Source organism: Mesorhizobium huakuii (assembly GCF_030160235.1).
Lineage (GTDB): Bacteria > Pseudomonadota > Alphaproteobacteria > Rhizobiales > Rhizobiaceae > Mesorhizobium > Mesorhizobium huakuii.
The window spans coordinates 269,970-287,259 of record NZ_BSNY01000012.1; the positions used below are offsets into that span (position 1 = coordinate 269,970).

The following is a 17,290-nucleotide window of genomic DNA, read 5'->3' on the forward strand; positions in this document are numbered from 1 at the left end:
CATGCTGAAGCTCGAACATCAAACCCTCAACGACCGCGCCTATGGCGCGCTCAAGCAGGAATTGATTTCAGGCGGTTTCAGCCCGGGCCAGACGCTGGTCATCCGCAAGCTTGCCGAGACCTTCGGCATCTCGACGACGCCGATCCGCGAGGCGCTGCAGAGGCTGGTCGCCGAGCGGCTGCTCGAGATGCAGAACAATCGCTCTGTTATCGTGCCCTTGCTGTCCGCTCCTGCCTTTGAGGAACTGACCCATATCCGCATCGCCGTCGAGGGGTTGGCGGGTGAGATGGCAGCCACGCGGATGAGCCAAAGCGGACTGGTCGAGATACAGGCGAAGCTGGCCGGCATGCAGCGCGCCATAGAGGCCGGCGACGCCAGCGCCTATCTCGCGCTGAACGAGGCGTTTCACTTCGCCATTTACCAGCATGCCGGCGCGCCGATCCTTCTGAACATGATCCGCGACCTCTGGGGCCGGGTCGGGCCCTATCTCAAGCTTCTGATGCAGGCCGACCGCTACATTCCGCAGTCGAACGATGCGCATCGCAGGATTGTCGCGGCGCTGGAGCAGCGCAATGGCCCAGCTGTCCGGCTCTCCCTTGAACAGGACATCGCCGTGGCGGCCGCGGTTCTCTCCGAAAATCTTCGCACGACGGCCTGATCCCCGCGGCCAGACGCGATCGTCCCTATGCCGTCTCGTCCAACCGGTCGCGCAGCATGCTCCAGCCAAGCAGCGCGTTGGGCGCGTGCCGTAGGAGCGCGTGGAAGGGGATCGGCGCCGGCGGCGCGAACGGCAGCGGCAAATCGCGCGCCTCGGTTCCGGCGGCCCAGTCGGCCAGCGCCTTGCCCATCGCCGTCGTCATGGCGATGCCGCGCCCGTTGCAGGCGCGGCCGGCGATCAGCCCCGGCCCAAGGTCCAGGAGATGCGGCAGGAAATCCGGTTCGACCGCGGCCATTCCTGACCAGCCATAGGCCAGCGGTGGCAGGTCCGGCAGGTCGAGATGTCGTGTGAGCCGTCGCCAAATCGTTTGCGGCACGCGCGTGTCGGCGCCGGCACTCAGAATATGCATGCCGCCGCTGATCAGCCTATTGTCGGCATCGAAGCGGAAGGTGAAGAGATTGCGCCTGGTATCGCCGGCGCCTTGCCCGCCGGGAAGCAGACGAGTGCGGATTTCGCGCGGCAGCGGCTCGGTCGCGATCTGGAAAACCTTGAGCGGAATATAGGTTCGCTGCAGCATCGGATTGAGTGATCCGCCATAGGCGTTGGTGGCGATCAGCACCTTGCCGGCACGCACCGAGCCAGAGGGCGTCTTCAGCTTCCAGCCATCGGCCACGCGATCGACCGAAGTAACCGGCGTGCGCTCGAAGATCTTGGCCCCAGCCTTCTCCGCCGCATCCGCGAGCCCGTGCGCGTAGGCGACCGGATTGAGCACGCCGCCCGAACGGTCCATCCAGCCGCCGGCATAGCCGCGAATGCCCGTCAGCACTTCGATTTCCTGCCGGTCCAAAACAACGGTTGGCCGGCCGCGCTGCGCCCATTGACTGGCCCGCGATTTGACCTTTTCGAACGCTGCAGGCGAATGCGCCGGCTGGATCCATCCATTCTGCACCGCGTCGCAGTCGATGCCATGCCCTTTGATGAGGCTGAAGACCAGGTCGGCACTGGCAGCGGCAAAATCGATCAGCCTCTCACCGCGCTCCGGGCCGAGATGCGCAAGGATGCTGTCCGGGTCCATCTTGGCGAAGTTGGGCACGACGAAGCCGGCATTTCGGCCCGTCGCGCCCCAGGCGATGATTTCAGCTTCGAGAACGGTGACGGACAGCCCTTTCCCGGCGGCGTGCAGCGCGGTTGACAGGCCGGCAAAGCCGCCGCCGACGATGGCGAGGTCGACATTGATCTCGTCGTGCAACGCAGGCCGGTCGCGGCGGTTGCGGCTGACGGCGTGCCAGAGTGAAGCGCCATGCGCTTCCGGCCGGATCGCGGCGGTCATGAGCCTGAACTGCTCTTGGCCGTAGTCACCTTCGCCCGCTTGCCCAGTCGTGGCCGCAGTAGCCTGTCGCCGAACAATCCGTTCGGCCGGATCAAGAGGATGATGCACAGCATGACGCCGATGGCGACGATCTGCAGCGAGGCGGCCCGCGCCTGCTGCTCGGGCGCGAACAGGACACTGGTCAATGTGCCCGACCCCGCCCATATCCCCCAGACCAGGATGCTGCCGATGACGGCGCCGAGATTGCTTCCCGAGCCGCCGACGATCAGCATCACCCAGACCTGGAAGGTCAGGATCGGCAAATAATTGTCCGGCGCGATGAAGCCGGTGAAATGCGCCTGCAGGGCACCGGCAAGGGCCATGATCGCCCCGCCGACGGCAAAGGCCTGGACGCGGTAGAAGCGCGCGCTTTTGCCAAGCGAAATCGCCGCCCGCTCATCCTCGCGCAAGGCTTTCAGCACACGCCCCCACGGACTGCGCGACAGATGCTCCAGGGCGAGATAGGCGACCAAGGTCACCGCTGCGACGACGGCAAGGTTCGACAGGTTGAACAGCAGCGGCTTCTCGGCGAGGCTGCCGAACGGGCGTGGAATGAAGCCGATGCCGAACGGCCCGCCGGTCAGCTTCTGCGCGTTGAGCGCGACCAGTTGCACGACGACGGCGACGCCGAAGGTGGTGATCGCCAGATAGTCGGACCTGAGCCGCAGTGTCGCCATGCCGGTCAGGGCAGCGGCGATGCCGCCGACGACCATGGCGCCAAGCCAGCCGACAAGGATCGGCAGGCCGAAGCCGCCCAGCCGCGCGGCGTCGTCCGGTGTGGTCAGCAAGGCCGAGGTGTAGGCGCCGATGGCGACGAAGCCGGCGAGGCCGACATTGAACAGGCCGGTCAGACCCCACTGCAGATTGAGCCCCAGCGTGACCAGCGAAAAGATCAGCGCGGTGGTCAGGAAGAAGGCGCCGTAGCCGATGAGATCGATCATCTTTCCCGAACTCCGAAAAGGCCGATTGGCCGCACGAACAGCACCGCCATCAGGATGATGAAGGAGACGGCGGCGCGCCATTCGGCGCCGATCAGCTGCACCGCCCCGGCTTCGGCGAGCCCGATGATCAGGCCGCCGAGCACCGCGCCCGGAATGCTGCCGATGCCGCCCAGGATGGCGGCGGCGAACATCGGCAACAGCATGTCGAAGCCCATGAACGGGCGGATCTGCACCAAAATGCCGATCATCACGCCGGCGACGCAGGCAAGCGCTCCGCCGATGATCCAAGTGACGCGCACGACGCTGGCGACGTCAATGCCGACGATGCGGGCCAGTGCTGCGTTCTGGCTCAGTGCCTGCATCGCGCGGCCCGTCTGCGTGCGCGTCATGAGAAGATGTACACCGAGCACCAGCACCGCGGTCAGCAGCAGAAGCGCGATCTGGTCGGGCGTGATGCGGATGCCGAAGCCGACCGGCATGGCGATCTGGATCGCCCGGCTGAAATAGGTTGGACGCGAGGTGAAGGTGAATTCGAGCAGACTCCTTAGCGCCATCGAGGCGCCGAAGCTTGCCATCACCACGATGATGGCTTGCCCCTGCGAGCGGAGCCGCGAAAACAGCACTCTGTCGAGCAGCAGCGCCAGCAAGGCGGTGAAGGCCATGCCGACGACCAGGGCAACCAGGAGCGGCCAGCCGAAGGACAGCGGCGCGATGGGCGCTACCTTGCCGAAGGTGGCGCCGATGGCGCTGACGACGGCGAGCGTCGCATAGGTGCCCCAGGCCATGAAGTCGCCATGGGCAAAATTCGAGAAGCGCAGGATCGAATAGGTGAGCGTCACGCCGATGGCGCCAAGGCCGATCATCGAGCCCGTCAGCAATCCATCGATGACAAATTGCAGGCTCATGCCACGCCTCCCTTGCTGGCGTGAGAAGGGCGTTGGCCGAGATAGAGTTCGGCGACCACAGGATCGTTCCACAGCTCGGAAGCGATGCCCTCGTGCCGGTCCTTGCCTTCGACCAGCACATAGGCGCGGTCGCCGATGGCCAGTGCCGCCTTGGCGTTCTGCTCGACCAGCAGGATGGTGACGCCGGATTTGCGGATGCCGGCCAGCATCTCGAACACCATCGACACGAATTTCGGCGAGAGGCCGGCCGACGGTTCGTCGAGCACCAGCACCTTGGGATGGACGATCAAGGCGCGAGCAACCGCGAGCATCTGCCGCTGTCCGCCCGACAGATTGCCGGCGGCGGTGCGGCGCTGGCGCATGAGGTCCGGGAAGGCCGCATACATCTCGTCGATACGCGCAGGGATTTCACGCCGCTCGAGGATGCCGCAGGCGACTTTCAGATTGTCCTCGACCGACATCAGCTGAAAGATGTTCTCGGTCTGCGGCACGAAGGCGAGGCCAAGGCGAACCATGGTGTGGGCTGGTGCTGCGGTGATGTCCTTACCGTCCAAAAGCACCGTGCCGCCGGTGATCGGGACGAGGCCGGCGATCGCTTTGATGAAGCTCGATTTGCCGGCGCCGTTGGGGCCGAGCACGACGACGATCTCGCTTTTTCTGACAGTGATCGAGGCACCGCGCACGATCGGCACGCCAGGCTCGTAGCCGGCCTCGAGATCACGGACATCGAGCACGGTTTCGCTCATGCCGTGCCTCCGAGATAGGCTTCGATGACACGCGGGTCGCGGGCGACTTCTTCCGCCGTGCCTTCGCTGAGCAGTTGCCCGCTCGCCATGACCAGCACGCGGTGGCAAAGCCGCGTCACCATGTCGATGTTGTGCTCGATCAGCAGGAAGGTGATGCCGCGCGCATTGATGTCGCGAATACGGTCGATGATGACTTCCAGCAGCGTCGCGTTGACGCCGGCTGCCGGCTCGTCGAGCAGGATGATCGCCGGGTCGGCCATCATGACGCGAGCAAGCTCGAGCAGCTTGCGCTGGCCGCCGGACAGCACCCGCGCCGGCTCATGTGCCAGATGCGTGAGTGTGACCAGCTCCAGCAGGTCGAGCGCCTTTGCCCTGGCCGCTTTTTCCTGTGCCGCCACACGCCATGGTGTGAGGAAGTTGGCCAGCAGCCTTTCGCCGGCCTGGCCTTGTGCCGCCAGCATGATGTTTTCGATCAGCGTCAGATTGGGCAGCGGGCGCGGTATCTGGAAGGTGCGGCCGAGGCCACGGCCGATGCGCAGATGCGCGGCTTCGCCGGAGACGCGCGCACCGTTGAGCAGGATATCACCGCTGGTCGGCAACAGGCTGCCGGCCAGCAGGTCGAACATGGTTGTCTTGCCGGCGCCGTTCGGCCCGATGAGGCCGAGGATTTCGCCCGCTTTGACGTCAAAGGAGACATCGTTGACGGCGACAAGGCCGCCGAACCGCCTGACGACATTGCTTGCCGTCAGAACCGGCGCACGGGTCTCCTTACCCTGCCGTTCGGTCGCCTCGCTCATCAAACCCTCTGGCCGAAGACGATCATCGCCGTCTCCTGATTTTTGATTTGTGATCACACTTGCTTTGATCACGCTATTCGGCTTTAATTTCATCCGCAAGCCGAAAACGGGGCAAAAGCCGGGAATGCAGAAGGCTGCCATCGAGCGAAACAACGAAACGATCGCAGCCCAGCTTACGCCGGTCGGCCGCGAGACCGTGCAGGATCGCGTCTATTCCGAATTGCGCCGCGCCTTGATCGGCGGCCTTTTCGAACCGAACCAGGTGCTGACCATCCGTGGTCTCGCCGATGCGCTGGTCACCTCGACCATGCCGGTGCGCGAAGCGCTAGGCCGGCTGATCACGGAAAAAGCGCTGGAGGCGCTGCCCAACCGTTCGGTGCGCGTTCCGCCGATCACACTGGAGCGCATCGACGATCTTCTGCGAGCCCGTTCCCTTATCGAGGGCGAAGCGATCGCGCTTGCCGCCACGCGCATGAGCCCGCGCCAGATCGCTTCGATCGAAGCCATGCTCGGCGAGTGGGACGAGATGCGCGCCCTGAAGCACAAGAAGGATATCGACCGCGAAGCGACGCTCAACCAGAGCTTCCATTTCGAGATCTACCGCTGCTGCGGTTCGGCCGTGCTGATCCCGATGATCGAAAGCCTGTGGCTGCAATCAGGCCCCTGCATCCGCGTCGCTATCTACGCCTTTTCCGACGCCGGCGAGGTCGACACCGCGCACTATCACCGCCGCATCGTCGCGGCTCTGGCCAAGCAGGATGCGCAAGCGGCGCGCGAGGCACTGGTGGCCGATATCAGCAGGCCCTTCGCTTTCCTGCGCGACAAGCTTCAATCCGCCGCCACGAAAGACCAGACATGAACAAGCCGGCCATCAGGATCACCGAACCGCGCTCGAAGCTTTCCGTGACGGCGCTGCTGCTGCCCGAAAAGGCGCCGGAAAACGCTACTTTTCTCCAGACGTACCTCGCTACGCCGCGTGTCGTTCCCGGCATCCATGCCATGTGGACGGGACCTGAGATTTCCTGCCCGGTTCCATCAGCCGATCTCGAAGGCCGGTCCTTCGCCAAGCCATTGCCGGCGGAGAACGCGACACTGACGCCGCAGCCCGGCGACATTGTGCTGTCCTACGTGCCGCCGCGCATGTGGGGTGGCAACCCCAATGCCATCTTCGACATCGGCCTCTACTATGGGCAGGGCGCACGGCTTCTTTTCCCGATCGGCTGGCTGGCCGGCAGCGTGGTGGCGCAGGTGCCGCCGCAGGAGCGTGAGCAGTTCGCTGCCGCCTGTGGCGTCATCCGCCGCAACGGCGCCTGCGATATCACCTTCAGCCTGGTGGAGGCCTGACATGGCCGATGACAGTTTCGAGCTCTTCGACCTTCGTGTCGAGGCGGTCATTCCCGAGGGCAAGCCGATCTATTGCGGCGCCAAATCAGGCGACTATTTCGAACTCAAGGGCGAGATGCTGTCCCTGCCGGCGGGGCAGGGCTTTTCGATCTATTCGCTCGCCGCCGTGCTGCCGCTGCTGGCGGCAAAGCAGCGTCCGACCCACGCCAACGACTGGATGACCTCGGACGCCGAGATCGCTTGTCCCGATCCCAATTGCGCCAGCCGGCTCAGGATCATCAGGACCGGCAAACGGCGGTTCAGCCATGCGCAGACCACGGCCGTGCCGCTGCCGAAGGAGAATGACAAGGGATGACCGCCAAGACCTTCGAACTCGGCCCCGGCTACACCATCTCGCGCGTCATTCGCGGCGGCTGGCAGCTTGCCGGCGGCCACGGCGCCATCGACCGCAACCAGGCGGTGACCGATCTGATCGCCACTTTCGATGCCGGCATCTGGACCTATGATTGCGCCGACATCTACACCGGCGTCGAGGAACTGATCGGCGCCGCGCGCCTGCGTCTGGCCAGCGGGCGCGGCCTCGACGTTGCCGCAAGAATGAAGGTGCACACCAAGCTGGTGCCCGACCTCGAACGGTTGGCCACGATCAGCCGCGACTACATCAGGGGCATTGTCGAGCAGTCGCTGCGCAGGCTGAAGACCGAGCGGCTCGATCTCGTCCAGTTTCATTGGTGGGACTATGACCAGCCCCGCTATGTCGAGGCGATGGGCTGGCTCGACGAACTCCGGCGCGAGGGCAAGGTGCGCAATCTCGGCACCACCAATTTCGACACGCCGCGGCTCGCCGAAATTCTCGCCGCCGGCATTCCGCTGGTCAGCCAGCAACTGCAGTATTCGGTGCTCGACCAGCGGCCCGCGCACAGCCTCGCCGCGCTTGCAGCCAAGAATGGCGTCAGCTTCCTCTGCTACGGCTCGGTGGCCGGCGGCTTCCTCAGCGACAAATGGCTCGGTGTGCCTGAACCCGCTACGCCGCTCGAAAACCGCTCGCTGGTCAAATACAAGCTGATCATCGATGATTTCGGCGGCTGGGACCTGTTCCAGCAACTGCTGCAGGCACTGAAGGCCGTTGGCGACCGTCACGGCGTCGACATCGCCACCATCGCCAGCGCCTGGGTGCTGGAGCAGCCGCGAGTCGCCGCCGTCATCGTAGGCGCCCGCAACCAGGCGCATGCGCTCGCCAATGCCGGCATCATGGACGTCGCGCTCGACGCCGACGACCGGGCGAAGATCGCGGCCGTGATCGCGCAAAGCCAGGGTCCCCTGGGCGACGTCTACACGCTGGAGCGCGACCGTCATGGCCGCCACGGCTCGATCATGCACTACAATCTGAACGCAGGCCGCACATGAGCGCCGGCAACCCCACACTGTTTTCACAGGCCAGCGCCGAGGTCGTTGGCCTGCATCGCTTCTTCGTCGACTGGTTCGTCGCCGCGCGAGCCGACACGGTGGATTTCTCGCGCTTCGAAGGCGTCATGGGCGAAGGCTTGACCATGATCGCGCCGAGCGGCCAGATCCTCGACCGTGACGCTGTGATCGATTATGTCCGCTCGAGCCGCGCCACGTGCGACGACGGGTTTGCCATTTCGATCGAGGATATCCGACCCGGTTGGCAAACCGAGGACTCCATCGTCGTCCTTTACGTCGAGGCGCAGTTGCGTGGCGGCGAGCGCAGCCGCCGCCAGTCGAGTGCTGTCTTCACCACCAGTTCATCGGCGCCCAACGGCGTCGAATGGCGACACCTGCATGAAACCTGGCTGCAGGTGCCGGAACGCTGAACAGGCTCCAGAGATCAAATTAGTGTCGAGTAACGAAAGGGGAACAACAATGAGAAAGACGATACTCCAACTCACCACCGCGCTTGCTCTTGTCACGATGGCGGGCGCCGCGCAGGCCGCCGACTGCAAGATCACCGTCGGCCTCGTCATGGAACTGACCGGTCCGGCCGGCGAATACGGCCAGGCCGGCGCCAAGTCGGTCGAAATGGCTTTTCGCGACATCAACGAAGCCGGTGGAGTGCGCGGCTGCGATCTGGTGACCGATACGCGCGACAGTCAGAGCCAAGGCAACATCGCCGTCGACGCCGCGACCCAGCTGGTGCAGGTCAAGAAGGTGCCGGTCATCATCGGCGGCATCATCTCGTCGGTGTCGATCCCGATCCTGACCTCTGTCACGGCACCTGCCAAGATCGTCCAGGTCTCGCCGGCGTCGTCCTCGCCAACGCTGACCGCGCTCGGCCGCGACGGCAAGACCAACGGCATCTTCTTCCGCACCATCACGTCCGATGCGCTGCAAGGTGTGGCGGCCGCCAAATACGCCATCGACAAGGGCTTCAAGAAACTGTCGATCATCCACGTCAACAACGATTTCGGCGTCAACATGGTGGCCGAATTCTCGCGCGCCTACAAAGCACTCGGCGGCACCATCGTTTCCGACACGCCTTATAACGAGAAGCAGTCGAGCTATGCCTCGGAAGTCACGGCAGCTATGGCCGGCGAGCCGGACGGCCTCTATCTGGTCAGCACCCCGGTTGACGGCGCGACCGTTGCCCGCACCTGGATTTCGCAAGGCGGCGTGCAGAAATTCCTGCTCAATGACGGCATGAACAGCCCCGACTTCATCGAGTCCGTCGGCGCCGACTACCTGAAGGACGCCTACGGCACGTCGTCGGGAACCAGCCCGACCGCATCGACCGAGTATTTCACCAAGAACTACAAGGCATTCTCCGGCATCGAACCCTCCAACCCGGCGGCCGACCGTTCCTATGATGCCGGCGCCATCGTCGGGCTGGCCATCGCCATCGCCGGCTCCGAGGATCCGGCCAAGATCAAGGACGCCATGTACAAGGCGGTCGATCCGGCCGGCACGCCGATCTTCGCCGGCAAGGAGGAGTTCGCCAAGGCGCTCGGCCTGATCAAGGACGGCAAGCCGATCCGCTACGAAGGCGTCATCGGTCCAGTCGCCTTCGACAAGTTCGGCGACATCACCGGCCCGTTCCGGCTGTGGAAGATCATCGACGGCAAGGTGACCACCGATGGCGAAATGACCACCGACGACGTCAACGCGCTACAGGCCAAGCTTCAGTAAGCAGAGACAGTGGCGCCGGCATCAATCGCGTCTTACCGTGATTGATGCCGGTGTCGCCCGGGGCAGGCCGATATCGCTTGCACGACAGGCGATCCCGAATAGGATCGGCCGGCTGCAATTGAAGGATGGGGAGCGTGGCGGACGGAAATACTCATCTGCCCATGCGGTCGCGGGACGCAGACGACGCGCTTCGCCACGCAGGCGCCTGAGCCCGATGTCACCTGAAACGCAACGGCTTCTCTCCGCCCTTGGCGATCGGCTGGGCGCGGGCGGCGTGCTTGCAGGCTCCGATGTCGACCAGCGCTATCGCGACGATCCCGACGGCAAGCTTGGCGTGTTGCCCGAAGTGGTGCTGCGTCCGCGCGATACTATTGGGGTCGCGGCGGCACTCGCAGGGTGCAATGCTCTTGGCCAGCCGGTTGTCGTCCAGGGCGGACGCACCGGGCTGGCGGGTGGCACACGCGTCCAGCCCGGTGAGATCGTGCTGTCGCTGGAGCGCATGAGCGGCCTCGCCGCGCCGGACACTCAAGCCGCCAGTATCGTCGCCGAAGCCGGCGCGACGCTGCAGGCGGTGCAGGAGGCGGCCGACGGCGCCGGGTTGATGTTCGGCGTCGATATCGGCGCGCGCGGCTCGGCCACGGTCGGCGGCAACATCGCCACCAATGCCGGCGGCATCCGCGTGCTGCGTTATGGCATGTACCGCGCGCAAGTGCTGGGGCTGGAGGCCGTGCTGGCCGATGGCAGCGTGCTGTCCTCGTTGAAGGGCCTGTCCAAGGACAATTCCGGCTACGACCTCGGCCAGCTCTTCATCGGCGCGGAAGGGACGCTCGGCGTCGTCACCCGCGCCGCGCTCCGGCTGCATCCGAAGCCGGCCTCCGAGGTGAACGCCTTCTGCGCGCTCCCTTCGCTCGATGCGGCGATCGCCTTGCTCGGGCTGCTGCGGCAAAGGCTCGGCCCGTTATTGTCTGCCTATGAGGTCAATTTCGCGCCGCTCTATGACGTCATGGCTGCCAGCATGGCCATGCCGGCGCCGTTGCCGATTGGCTCACCCGTGTATGTGCTGGCCGAAATCCAGGGCAGCGAGCCCGAGCGCGACGGCGAGCGCTTCGCCGAAGTTCTCATGCAAGCGGTCGAGGACGGCGTGGTCGACGATGTGGTCGTCTCGCAGTCGCCACGTGAATTCCGGGCGCTCTGGGACGTGCGGGAGGACGCCAACCGCGTCCTGTTTTCGATCAAAGGCCTGATCGGCGTCGACATCAGCATCCCGCTGGCGCGCATGGGTGCGTTCCTGCAGGAGGCCGACGCCGCCATCCATGCCGTCGATCCCAGCGCCGACATCTATGTCTTCGGTCATCTCGGCGACGGCAATCTGCACTACCAGGTGCTGACGGCGGATCCGGCGGCAGCATACGGCATCGTCTATCGCGGTGTGGCGGCGTCGGGCGGTGGTGTTTCGGCCGAACATGGCATTGGCCTCGACAAGAAACAGTGGCTGGATCTGGTGCGTAGCGACGCCGAAATCGCCACGATGAGGCGGCTGAAGACGGCGCTCGACCCGAAGAACATTCTTAATCGGGGGCGTGTCTTCGACCTCGATCCAGCTGCCGTCCCCCCGATGACAAGCATCGCCCCGTAAGCCGGCACTCAGCTCCGCTCCGTCGCCATCTGCCTGGGGATCAGGAAACGGGCGGCGAGCACGCAAAGCAGCACGGTGAACATCAGGATCAAGGCGACCAGTGCATTGATGTCGGGCGAGAAACCGAGACGCATCATCGCCCACAGCCTGACCGGCAGCGTGCTTTGCGTGCCGGTGACAAGGATGGTGATCATCGTTTCGTCGAACGACAGCGCAAAGGCCAGGATGGCGCCGCCGACCATCGCGCTCGACAGGTTCGGCAGGATGATGCGCCAGAAGGTCTGCCAGCCGGTGGCGCCGAGATCGTAGGAGGCTTCGACCAGTGTGCGGCTCATCGACTGCAGCCGCATCAGCACGGTGCGATAGACGATCGCCAGCACGAAGACCGTATGGCCGATGACGACGGTCAGCAGCGAACGCTCGAGGCCGATCTCGCGGAAGAAGATCAGCAACGCCAGGCCGCTGATGATCGGCGGCATCAGGAACGGCAGGAAGATGATGAACTGCAGGATCGAGCGTCCCGAGCGGCGCCCATGATAATAGAGCGCCAGCAGCGTTCCGCTGACCACCGAGAGCACGACGGTGCACAGGCCGACGATCAGCGTGGTGCGCAAGGCAGCCAGGATGTCGTGGTTTTCGGCCAGGGCCCGGTAGGTCGAGAGGGTGGGTGACGACCAGTCGACATCGCCGTGCGAGATGGTGAAGAACGACGACACGATCGGCACGAACAGCGGGCTGTAGAGCAGCACCGCGACCAGCGTCGTGATCGCGGCCAGGAAGATGGTGGAGGGGCGGGGCAGGGCGTTCATACCGACGTCCCCCGGCTGCGCCCGAACCGTTCGCCGATGAGGATGGCGCAGATCACCACGATCGCCAGCGCCACCGAGAGTGCCGCGCCGAACGGCCAGTTATAGGCCGTGCCGAACTGGCTGTAGAGAATGCGGCCGAAAGTGAAGCCGCTGATCCCGCCGACCATCTGCGGCGTCAGAAAATCGCCGATCGCCAGCACGAAGACGAAGCTCGCCGCCGAGGCGACGCCGGGCAGGCTGAGCGGCAAGGTGATGCGCAGGAACGTCTGCAGGCCGCTGGCGCCAAGATCGTCGGAGGCACGCAGCAAGGTCTGCGGTATGCGCTCCAGCGAGAGGAAGATCGGCAAGATGGCGAAGGGGATCAAAAGCAGGCTCAGCGTCAACAGGATAGCGTTCATGTTGAACACGAAAAGTGTCGACGGCTGCTGCAGGATGCCGATTGCTACCAGCGCCTTGTTGAGGAAGCCGTTGAGGCCGAGGATGCTGCGGATCGCGTAGATCTTGATGACGTAGCTCATCAGCAGCGGCACCAGAAGCAGCATCAGCAGGGCATAGCGCCACCGCCCTCTCAGCGTCGTCAGGAAATAGGCGGCTGGATAGGCGAGCAGGATGCAGATGACGGCCACCGACACGCACAGCACGATGGTGTTCCAGAACACCGGCAGGAAGATCGGGTCGGTGAAGAACCTGACATAGTTGCCGAGCGTCGGCGCGTAGACGATCGTGCCCTGGTCGACGCTGAAGAAACTGTAGACCAGGAAGATCGCCAGCGGCACCAGGACGAAGATCACCGGCAGAGCGAAAGCCAGCACGGTCACCAGCAGCGACAAACGCCTTTCCCTGGGTTGCATCGAGCCGGCCTTGCTCATGCCAGCACCAGATGGCCTTCATGCGGCGCAAACGAAAGCGAAACGGTCTCGCCGGCTTTCAGCGCGCTGCCGTCGATCCGGCTTGGGATTCGCAGCCGCAGCCGCTGCGCGGCAGTGTCCGAACCCGCCGCGATCGTGGCGACGGTGGATGAGCCGGCAAAAGCCAGGTCGGCAATGGTGCCGGAGAATCGGTTGTCGCCCTCCGTGGCGTCCGCGAGATGCAAGGCCTCGGGCCGGAACGCCGCGAAGGCGTTCGCGCCGTCTGGCGCGGCCTTCAGATGCGGCTGGTCGCTGATCGAACAGACAAGGCGCCCAAGTGCGGTCTCGATCGGCCGCTGCTCGCCCTGGACGGGGCCGAGCTTTCCGGCCACCAGATTGTTCTCGCCGAAGAAGCGCGCCACGAACTCGCAATTCGGCTTGTAGTAAAGTTCGTGCGGCGTGCCGAGCTGGCGGATATGGCCGGCCTGCATGACGCAGATCCGGTCGGCCATGCCGATGGCTTCCTCCTGGTCGTGGGTGACGAAAAGGAAGGTGGTCTTGATCTCGCGCTGGATGGATTTCAGGAATTCCTGCATCTGCCGGCGCAGCTCCAGGTCGAGTGCCGCCAGCGGCTCGTCGAGCAGGATCAGCCGCGGCTGGCAGATCAGCGCGCGGGCGAGCGCGACGCGCTGGCGCTGGCCGCCCGAAAGCTGTGCCGGGAAGCGGTCGGCGAAGCGCCCGAGCTGCACCAGTTCGAGGGCTTCCGCGACGCGGCGTGCGATCTCCCTGCGCTGGACATGGCGCACCGAAAGCCCATAGCCGACATTGCCGGAAACAGTCATATGAGGGAACAGCGCATAGTCCTGGAACACGGTGTTGAACGGCCGCTTGTTGATCGGCATGCGGCTGATGTCCTGGCCGTCGAGGCGGATCTCGCCCGCGGTCAACGGCTCCAGCCCGCCGATCAGCCGCAAGACCGTGGTCTTGCCCGAGCCTGACGGTCCAAGAACGGTCAGGAACTCGCCGTCTCGGATAGACAGATCGATGTCGTGCAGGACGGGAACCTTGCCGTAGGATTTCGAGACGGACCGCAGCGTCAGCAGGTCGGTGTTCTGGTTCATGATATGGTCTCGCATCCGCTGCGGCGGTCCGGAACGTCCGGACCGCCGGGTCCTTCTAGGCTCGGCTGCGGAAAGGATCAGGGCGTCGCCTTGATCTCGTTCCACATGTCCGACCGCTTCAGCGGGTCCTCGACATTGTTGAGCCAGACCAGCTTGTCGTTGCTGCCGGCGCTGCTCGACTCGACCACGGTGTTGCCGAAGCCGGTACGCTCGGAAAGCTGGCCGCTGACCTTCTTCGTCAGCATGAAGTCGATCCATTTCTCGGCTGCCGCATTGTCGCGCACGCCCTTGGAGATCACCCAATTGTCGAGCCATGCCAGAGCGCCTTCACTCGGATTGACGTAGGCGACATGGGCGCCGATCTTCTGCAGCGCCTTGACCTGCTGCTGGCCGTAATTGGCCCAGATCAGGGCAACGTCATTGTTCTGGTAGATCTGCTGTGCCTCGTCGGCGGTCGTGTAGAAGCTCAGCACATTGCGCTTGAGTTCGACCAGCCTGGCCTTGACCGCAGCCATCTGCTCCGCGTCGAGGTTGAACGGATCCTTGTAGCCAAGCGTCAGCGCGGTGAACGAGAAATTGTGCTCGCCATTGTCGTAGGCCAGGACCTTGCCCTTGTAGGCGGGATCCCACAGCACCGACATTGACGTCGGCGCCGGCTTGACCTTGTCGGTGTCGTAGATCAGGCCGATGGAATCGAAGCAGAACGGAATGCCGTAGACCTTGCCGTCCTTGGTGTCGCCGCTCACCTTCGACAGATCGCGGAAGCGCGGCAGCACCTCTTTCTGATTGGGCAGCTTGGTGATGTCGATGGGCGACACCAGATCGGCCTTGATGTAGCGCTGCAGCTGGGCGGTGTTGACGGCGAAGACGTCGAAATCCTGGCCTTCGCTGCCCTTGATCTTGGCCCAGATCTCGTCATCGCTGCCGATGAAGACGACATCGACGCCAATGCCGGTTGCTGCGGTGAAATCCTTTACCCAGTCCGGGTCGGCATAGCCGTCCCACGCAAGCACCCGAAGGTTCGCGGCCAGCGCCGCCGATGTCATCAGGCCGATGCCGAGCCCGATTGTCGCCAGTCTTAGAAATGCTTTCTTCAGTCCCATTTTAATCTCCCATTGTCGTTCTGGTGGACCGTAATTTCCGGGCCTGCGCCGTCACAGTTGGCTGACGGTAACCAGTCCCTCGTCCGGCACCGACACCATCCGGTTGCGCAGCGGCTTGCCGAATGCCTGTGCCTGGATTTCGTACTCGTCGCCGGAAGCCGTCTTGATGCCGGAGGCGTAGCTCATCACTGCCGCGCCGAAGAAATAGGCGTGCAGGTCGCCCGCCCTGCGGTGCATCGGGTAGCGGAAATGGAAGTGTTCGAGATTGGCGATCGAGTGCGACATGTGCGCTTCGCCCGACAGGAACTCCTGCTCCCAGATAACGGCGCCGTCGCGTAGGATGCGGGAATGGCCCCGAACTTCTTCGGGCAGGTCGCCGATCAGCAGCTCGGGTCCGATCGAGCAGGAGCGCAGCTTGGAGTGCGCGAGGTAGAGGTAGTTCTCGCCCTCCGTCACGTGGTCGGAATACTCGTTTCCGAGCGCATAGCCGATGCGATAGGGATGGCCGTCCGGCCCGTTGAGATAAAGCCCGACGATCTCGGCTTCCTCTGCCCCGGCTTTCGCGAATGCCGGCATCGGCAATGGCGCGCCAGGCGGCACAACGCAGGTGCCGACGCCTTTGAAGAACCACTCAGGCTGGATGCCGATCTTGCCAGCGCCAGGTTTGCCGCCCTCCAGCCCCATGCGGAAGATCTTCAAGGAATCGGATTCCTCGGCACCGTCGCCATGGGTCAGAACATGCATCTGGTTGCGCGCGGCGGCACTTCCGGTATGGGTCAGGCCGGTACCGGTGACCAGGAAGCGCGCAGGCTCCGGATGGTCGACGGGGGCCAGCACGCGGCCATCGCGCAACAATTCGTCATAGTCGATCGTTGCAGCGCCCGTGCGCTTCTCGACCAGCGACGCGATGGACATGTCCTCTGCGATCGCCGCTTCGGCGAGTTCCAGCACGCTGCTGGTCTTGTCGAGCGGGTGCAGATGATTGCCGTCGGCGGAGACGCGGCCGACCCGCCTGCTGCCATCCGGCATTCTGTACTGAACAAGACGCATGAAATACCCTTCTTCCCTTGGAGCCGTACGGGTCACACCCAGCCCGCATCGACGATGAACTGCTGGCTCGTGCACATGCGGCTGTCGTCGGCGGCGAGGAACAGCGCCATACGCGCGATATCGGCGGGTTGCAGCCGGTCGGGCAGGCACTGCCTCTCGGCGATCTGGCGTTCGCCGGCCGGATTGAGCCACAGGCGCATCTGGCGCTCGGTCATCACCCAGCCCGGCACCATGCAGTTGACCCGGATGCGCTCGGGGCCGAGTTCGCGGGCCAGCGCCCGCGTCATGCCGTAGACGGCGGCCTTTGCGGTGACATAGGCCGGACAATCGGGATCGCCGACCATCCAGGTGATGGAGCCGAAATTGATGATCGAGCCGCCACCCTGGGCGCTCATCTGCGGACGCACTGCCTGCACAGCAAAGAACTGGTGGCGCAGATTGACCGCCATGCGGTCGTCCCAATAGGCCACCGTCACGTCCTTGGTCTGATGGCGGTCATCGTTACCGGCATTGTTGCACAGCACCTGGATCGGGCCATTGTGCAGCATCGCTTGCTCGGTTGCCGCCTGCAGCTGCTCGACATCGCGCAGATCGCACGGAATAAACAGCGGCGCTGGGTGTCCTTCGGCCGCGATCGCCTCGACCAGGCGCCGTGAAGGCTCCTCCGCCAGATCGACGAAGGCGACGCGGCTGCCTTGCGCGCAGAAATGGCGCACCAGGCTTTCGCCGATGCCGCTGCCGCCGCCGGTTATGAAGACGCTGCGACCCTTGAGGCTCGGGTAGATGGCGTAGCCGATTTCATCCGTCATCGCGCGCCTC

At 64.4% G+C, this 17,290-nt stretch carries 19 protein-coding genes; 8 read left to right on the forward strand and 11 right to left on the reverse strand.

Going from position 1 to position 17,290, the window contains the following annotated elements; translation table 11 throughout:
* The first annotated feature begins 1 nt into the window (after window position 1).
* The gene (locus tag QQK95_RS06050) at window positions 2-658 is read left to right on the forward strand and encodes a GntR family transcriptional regulator (protein WP_284269888.1); all 657 of its coding nucleotides are present in this window, start codon (window positions 2-4) and stop codon (window positions 656-658) included.
* 25 nt (window positions 659-683) lie between these two features.
* Here QQK95_RS06050 and QQK95_RS06055 read toward each other — a convergent pair whose 3' ends face one another.
* Genes QQK95_RS06055 through QQK95_RS06075 form a run of 5 tightly spaced genes read right to left on the reverse strand, consistent with a single transcriptional unit; the run spans window position 684 to window position 5,416 of the window.
* Window positions 684-1,988 carry an NAD(P)/FAD-dependent oxidoreductase gene (locus QQK95_RS06055; RefSeq protein ID WP_284269889.1) on the reverse strand — a complete coding sequence of 435 codons (1,305 nt, stop codon included), beginning with the start codon at window positions 1,986-1,988 and terminating at the stop codon, window positions 684-686.
* Complete coding sequence (locus QQK95_RS06060) at window positions 1,985-2,968, reverse strand: branched-chain amino acid ABC transporter permease (RefSeq protein WP_284269890.1); 984 nt, start codon at window positions 2,966-2,968, stop codon at window positions 1,985-1,987. The genes QQK95_RS06055 and QQK95_RS06060 overlap by 4 nt, the downstream gene beginning before the upstream one ends.
* Window positions 2,965-3,873, reverse strand: coding sequence for a branched-chain amino acid ABC transporter permease (locus QQK95_RS06065; protein WP_284269891.1), 909 nt, complete (start codon window positions 3,871-3,873; stop codon window positions 2,965-2,967). Before QQK95_RS06065 ends, QQK95_RS06060 begins: the two co-directional genes overlap by 4 nt.
* Window positions 3,870-4,619 carry a branched-chain amino acid ABC transporter ATP-binding protein gene (locus QQK95_RS06070; protein ID WP_284269892.1) on the reverse strand — a complete coding sequence of 250 codons (750 nt, stop codon included), beginning with the start codon at window positions 4,617-4,619 and terminating at the stop codon, window positions 3,870-3,872. Before QQK95_RS06070 ends, QQK95_RS06065 begins: the two co-directional genes overlap by 4 nt.
* Complete coding sequence (locus QQK95_RS06075; RefSeq protein ID WP_284269895.1) at window positions 4,616-5,416, reverse strand: ABC transporter ATP-binding protein; 801 nt, start codon at window positions 5,414-5,416, stop codon at window positions 4,616-4,618. Before QQK95_RS06075 ends, QQK95_RS06070 begins: the two co-directional genes overlap by 4 nt.
* Window positions 5,417-5,540: 124 nt before the next feature.
* Here QQK95_RS06075 and QQK95_RS06080 point away from each other — a divergent pair, with 124 nt between their 5' ends.
* The 7 genes from QQK95_RS06080 to QQK95_RS06110 all read left to right on the forward strand — a co-directional run bounded on the left by QQK95_RS06080 (window position 5,541) and on the right by QQK95_RS06110 (window position 11,540).
* Entirely contained in the window at window positions 5,541-6,275 is a 735-nt protein-coding gene (locus QQK95_RS06080) for a GntR family transcriptional regulator (RefSeq protein ID WP_284269897.1), read from the forward strand.
* Window positions 6,272-6,760 (forward strand): DUF3830 family protein, encoded by a 489-nt coding sequence (locus tag QQK95_RS06085; protein ID WP_284269899.1) that lies wholly within the window; start codon window positions 6,272-6,274, stop codon window positions 6,758-6,760. The genes QQK95_RS06080 and QQK95_RS06085 overlap by 4 nt, the downstream gene beginning before the upstream one ends.
* Before the next feature lies 1 nt (window position 6,761).
* Window positions 6,762-7,115 carry a TIGR04076 family protein gene (locus tag QQK95_RS06090; RefSeq protein ID WP_284269901.1) on the forward strand — a complete coding sequence of 118 codons (354 nt, stop codon included), beginning with the start codon at window positions 6,762-6,764 and terminating at the stop codon, window positions 7,113-7,115.
* A complete protein-coding gene (locus QQK95_RS06095; RefSeq protein ID WP_284269903.1) occupies window positions 7,112-8,167 on the forward strand; it encodes an aldo/keto reductase in 1,056 nt (351 codons plus the stop codon). Before QQK95_RS06090 ends, QQK95_RS06095 begins: the two co-directional genes overlap by 4 nt.
* Complete coding sequence (locus QQK95_RS06100) at window positions 8,164-8,595, forward strand: hypothetical protein (protein WP_284269904.1); 432 nt, start codon at window positions 8,164-8,166, stop codon at window positions 8,593-8,595. Before QQK95_RS06095 ends, QQK95_RS06100 begins: the two co-directional genes overlap by 4 nt.
* A gap of 49 nt (window positions 8,596-8,644) precedes the next feature.
* Window positions 8,645-9,904 (forward strand): ABC transporter substrate-binding protein, encoded by a 1,260-nt coding sequence (locus tag QQK95_RS06105; protein ID WP_095771243.1) that lies wholly within the window; start codon window positions 8,645-8,647, stop codon window positions 9,902-9,904.
* A 214-nt stretch (window positions 9,905-10,118) separates the two neighbouring features.
* Window positions 10,119-11,540, forward strand: a complete 1,422-nt coding sequence (locus QQK95_RS06110; protein WP_284269905.1) for an FAD-binding oxidoreductase — start codon at window positions 10,119-10,121, stop codon at window positions 11,538-11,540.
* 8 nt (window positions 11,541-11,548) lie between these two features.
* On the opposite strand, the gene QQK95_RS06115 is transcribed toward QQK95_RS06110, so the two are convergent.
* The 6 genes from QQK95_RS06115 to QQK95_RS06140 all read right to left on the reverse strand — a co-directional run bounded on the left by QQK95_RS06115 (window position 11,549) and on the right by QQK95_RS06140 (window position 17,280).
* Complete coding sequence (locus QQK95_RS06115; protein ID WP_284269906.1) at window positions 11,549-12,349, reverse strand: ABC transporter permease; 801 nt, start codon at window positions 12,347-12,349, stop codon at window positions 11,549-11,551.
* Window positions 12,346-13,218, reverse strand: a complete 873-nt coding sequence (locus QQK95_RS06120; RefSeq protein ID WP_284269907.1) for an ABC transporter permease — start codon at window positions 13,216-13,218, stop codon at window positions 12,346-12,348. The genes QQK95_RS06115 and QQK95_RS06120 overlap by 4 nt, the downstream gene beginning before the upstream one ends.
* Entirely contained in the window at window positions 13,215-14,318 is a 1,104-nt protein-coding gene (locus QQK95_RS06125) for an ABC transporter ATP-binding protein (RefSeq protein ID WP_284269908.1), read from the reverse strand. The genes QQK95_RS06120 and QQK95_RS06125 overlap by 4 nt, the downstream gene beginning before the upstream one ends.
* A 77-nt stretch (window positions 14,319-14,395) precedes the next feature.
* The gene (locus QQK95_RS06130; protein ID WP_284269909.1) at window positions 14,396-15,421 is read right to left on the reverse strand and encodes an ABC transporter substrate-binding protein; all 1,026 of its coding nucleotides are present in this window, start codon (window positions 15,419-15,421) and stop codon (window positions 14,396-14,398) included.
* 51 nt (window positions 15,422-15,472) lie between these two features.
* Window positions 15,473-16,471 (reverse strand): AraD1 family protein, encoded by a 999-nt coding sequence (gene araD1, locus QQK95_RS06135; protein ID WP_284269910.1) that lies wholly within the window; start codon window positions 16,469-16,471, stop codon window positions 15,473-15,475.
* Between the two features lie 32 nt (window positions 16,472-16,503).
* Entirely contained in the window at window positions 16,504-17,280 is a 777-nt protein-coding gene (locus QQK95_RS06140) for an SDR family NAD(P)-dependent oxidoreductase (RefSeq protein ID WP_284269911.1), read from the reverse strand.
* Window positions 17,281-17,290 lie beyond the last annotated feature (10 nt).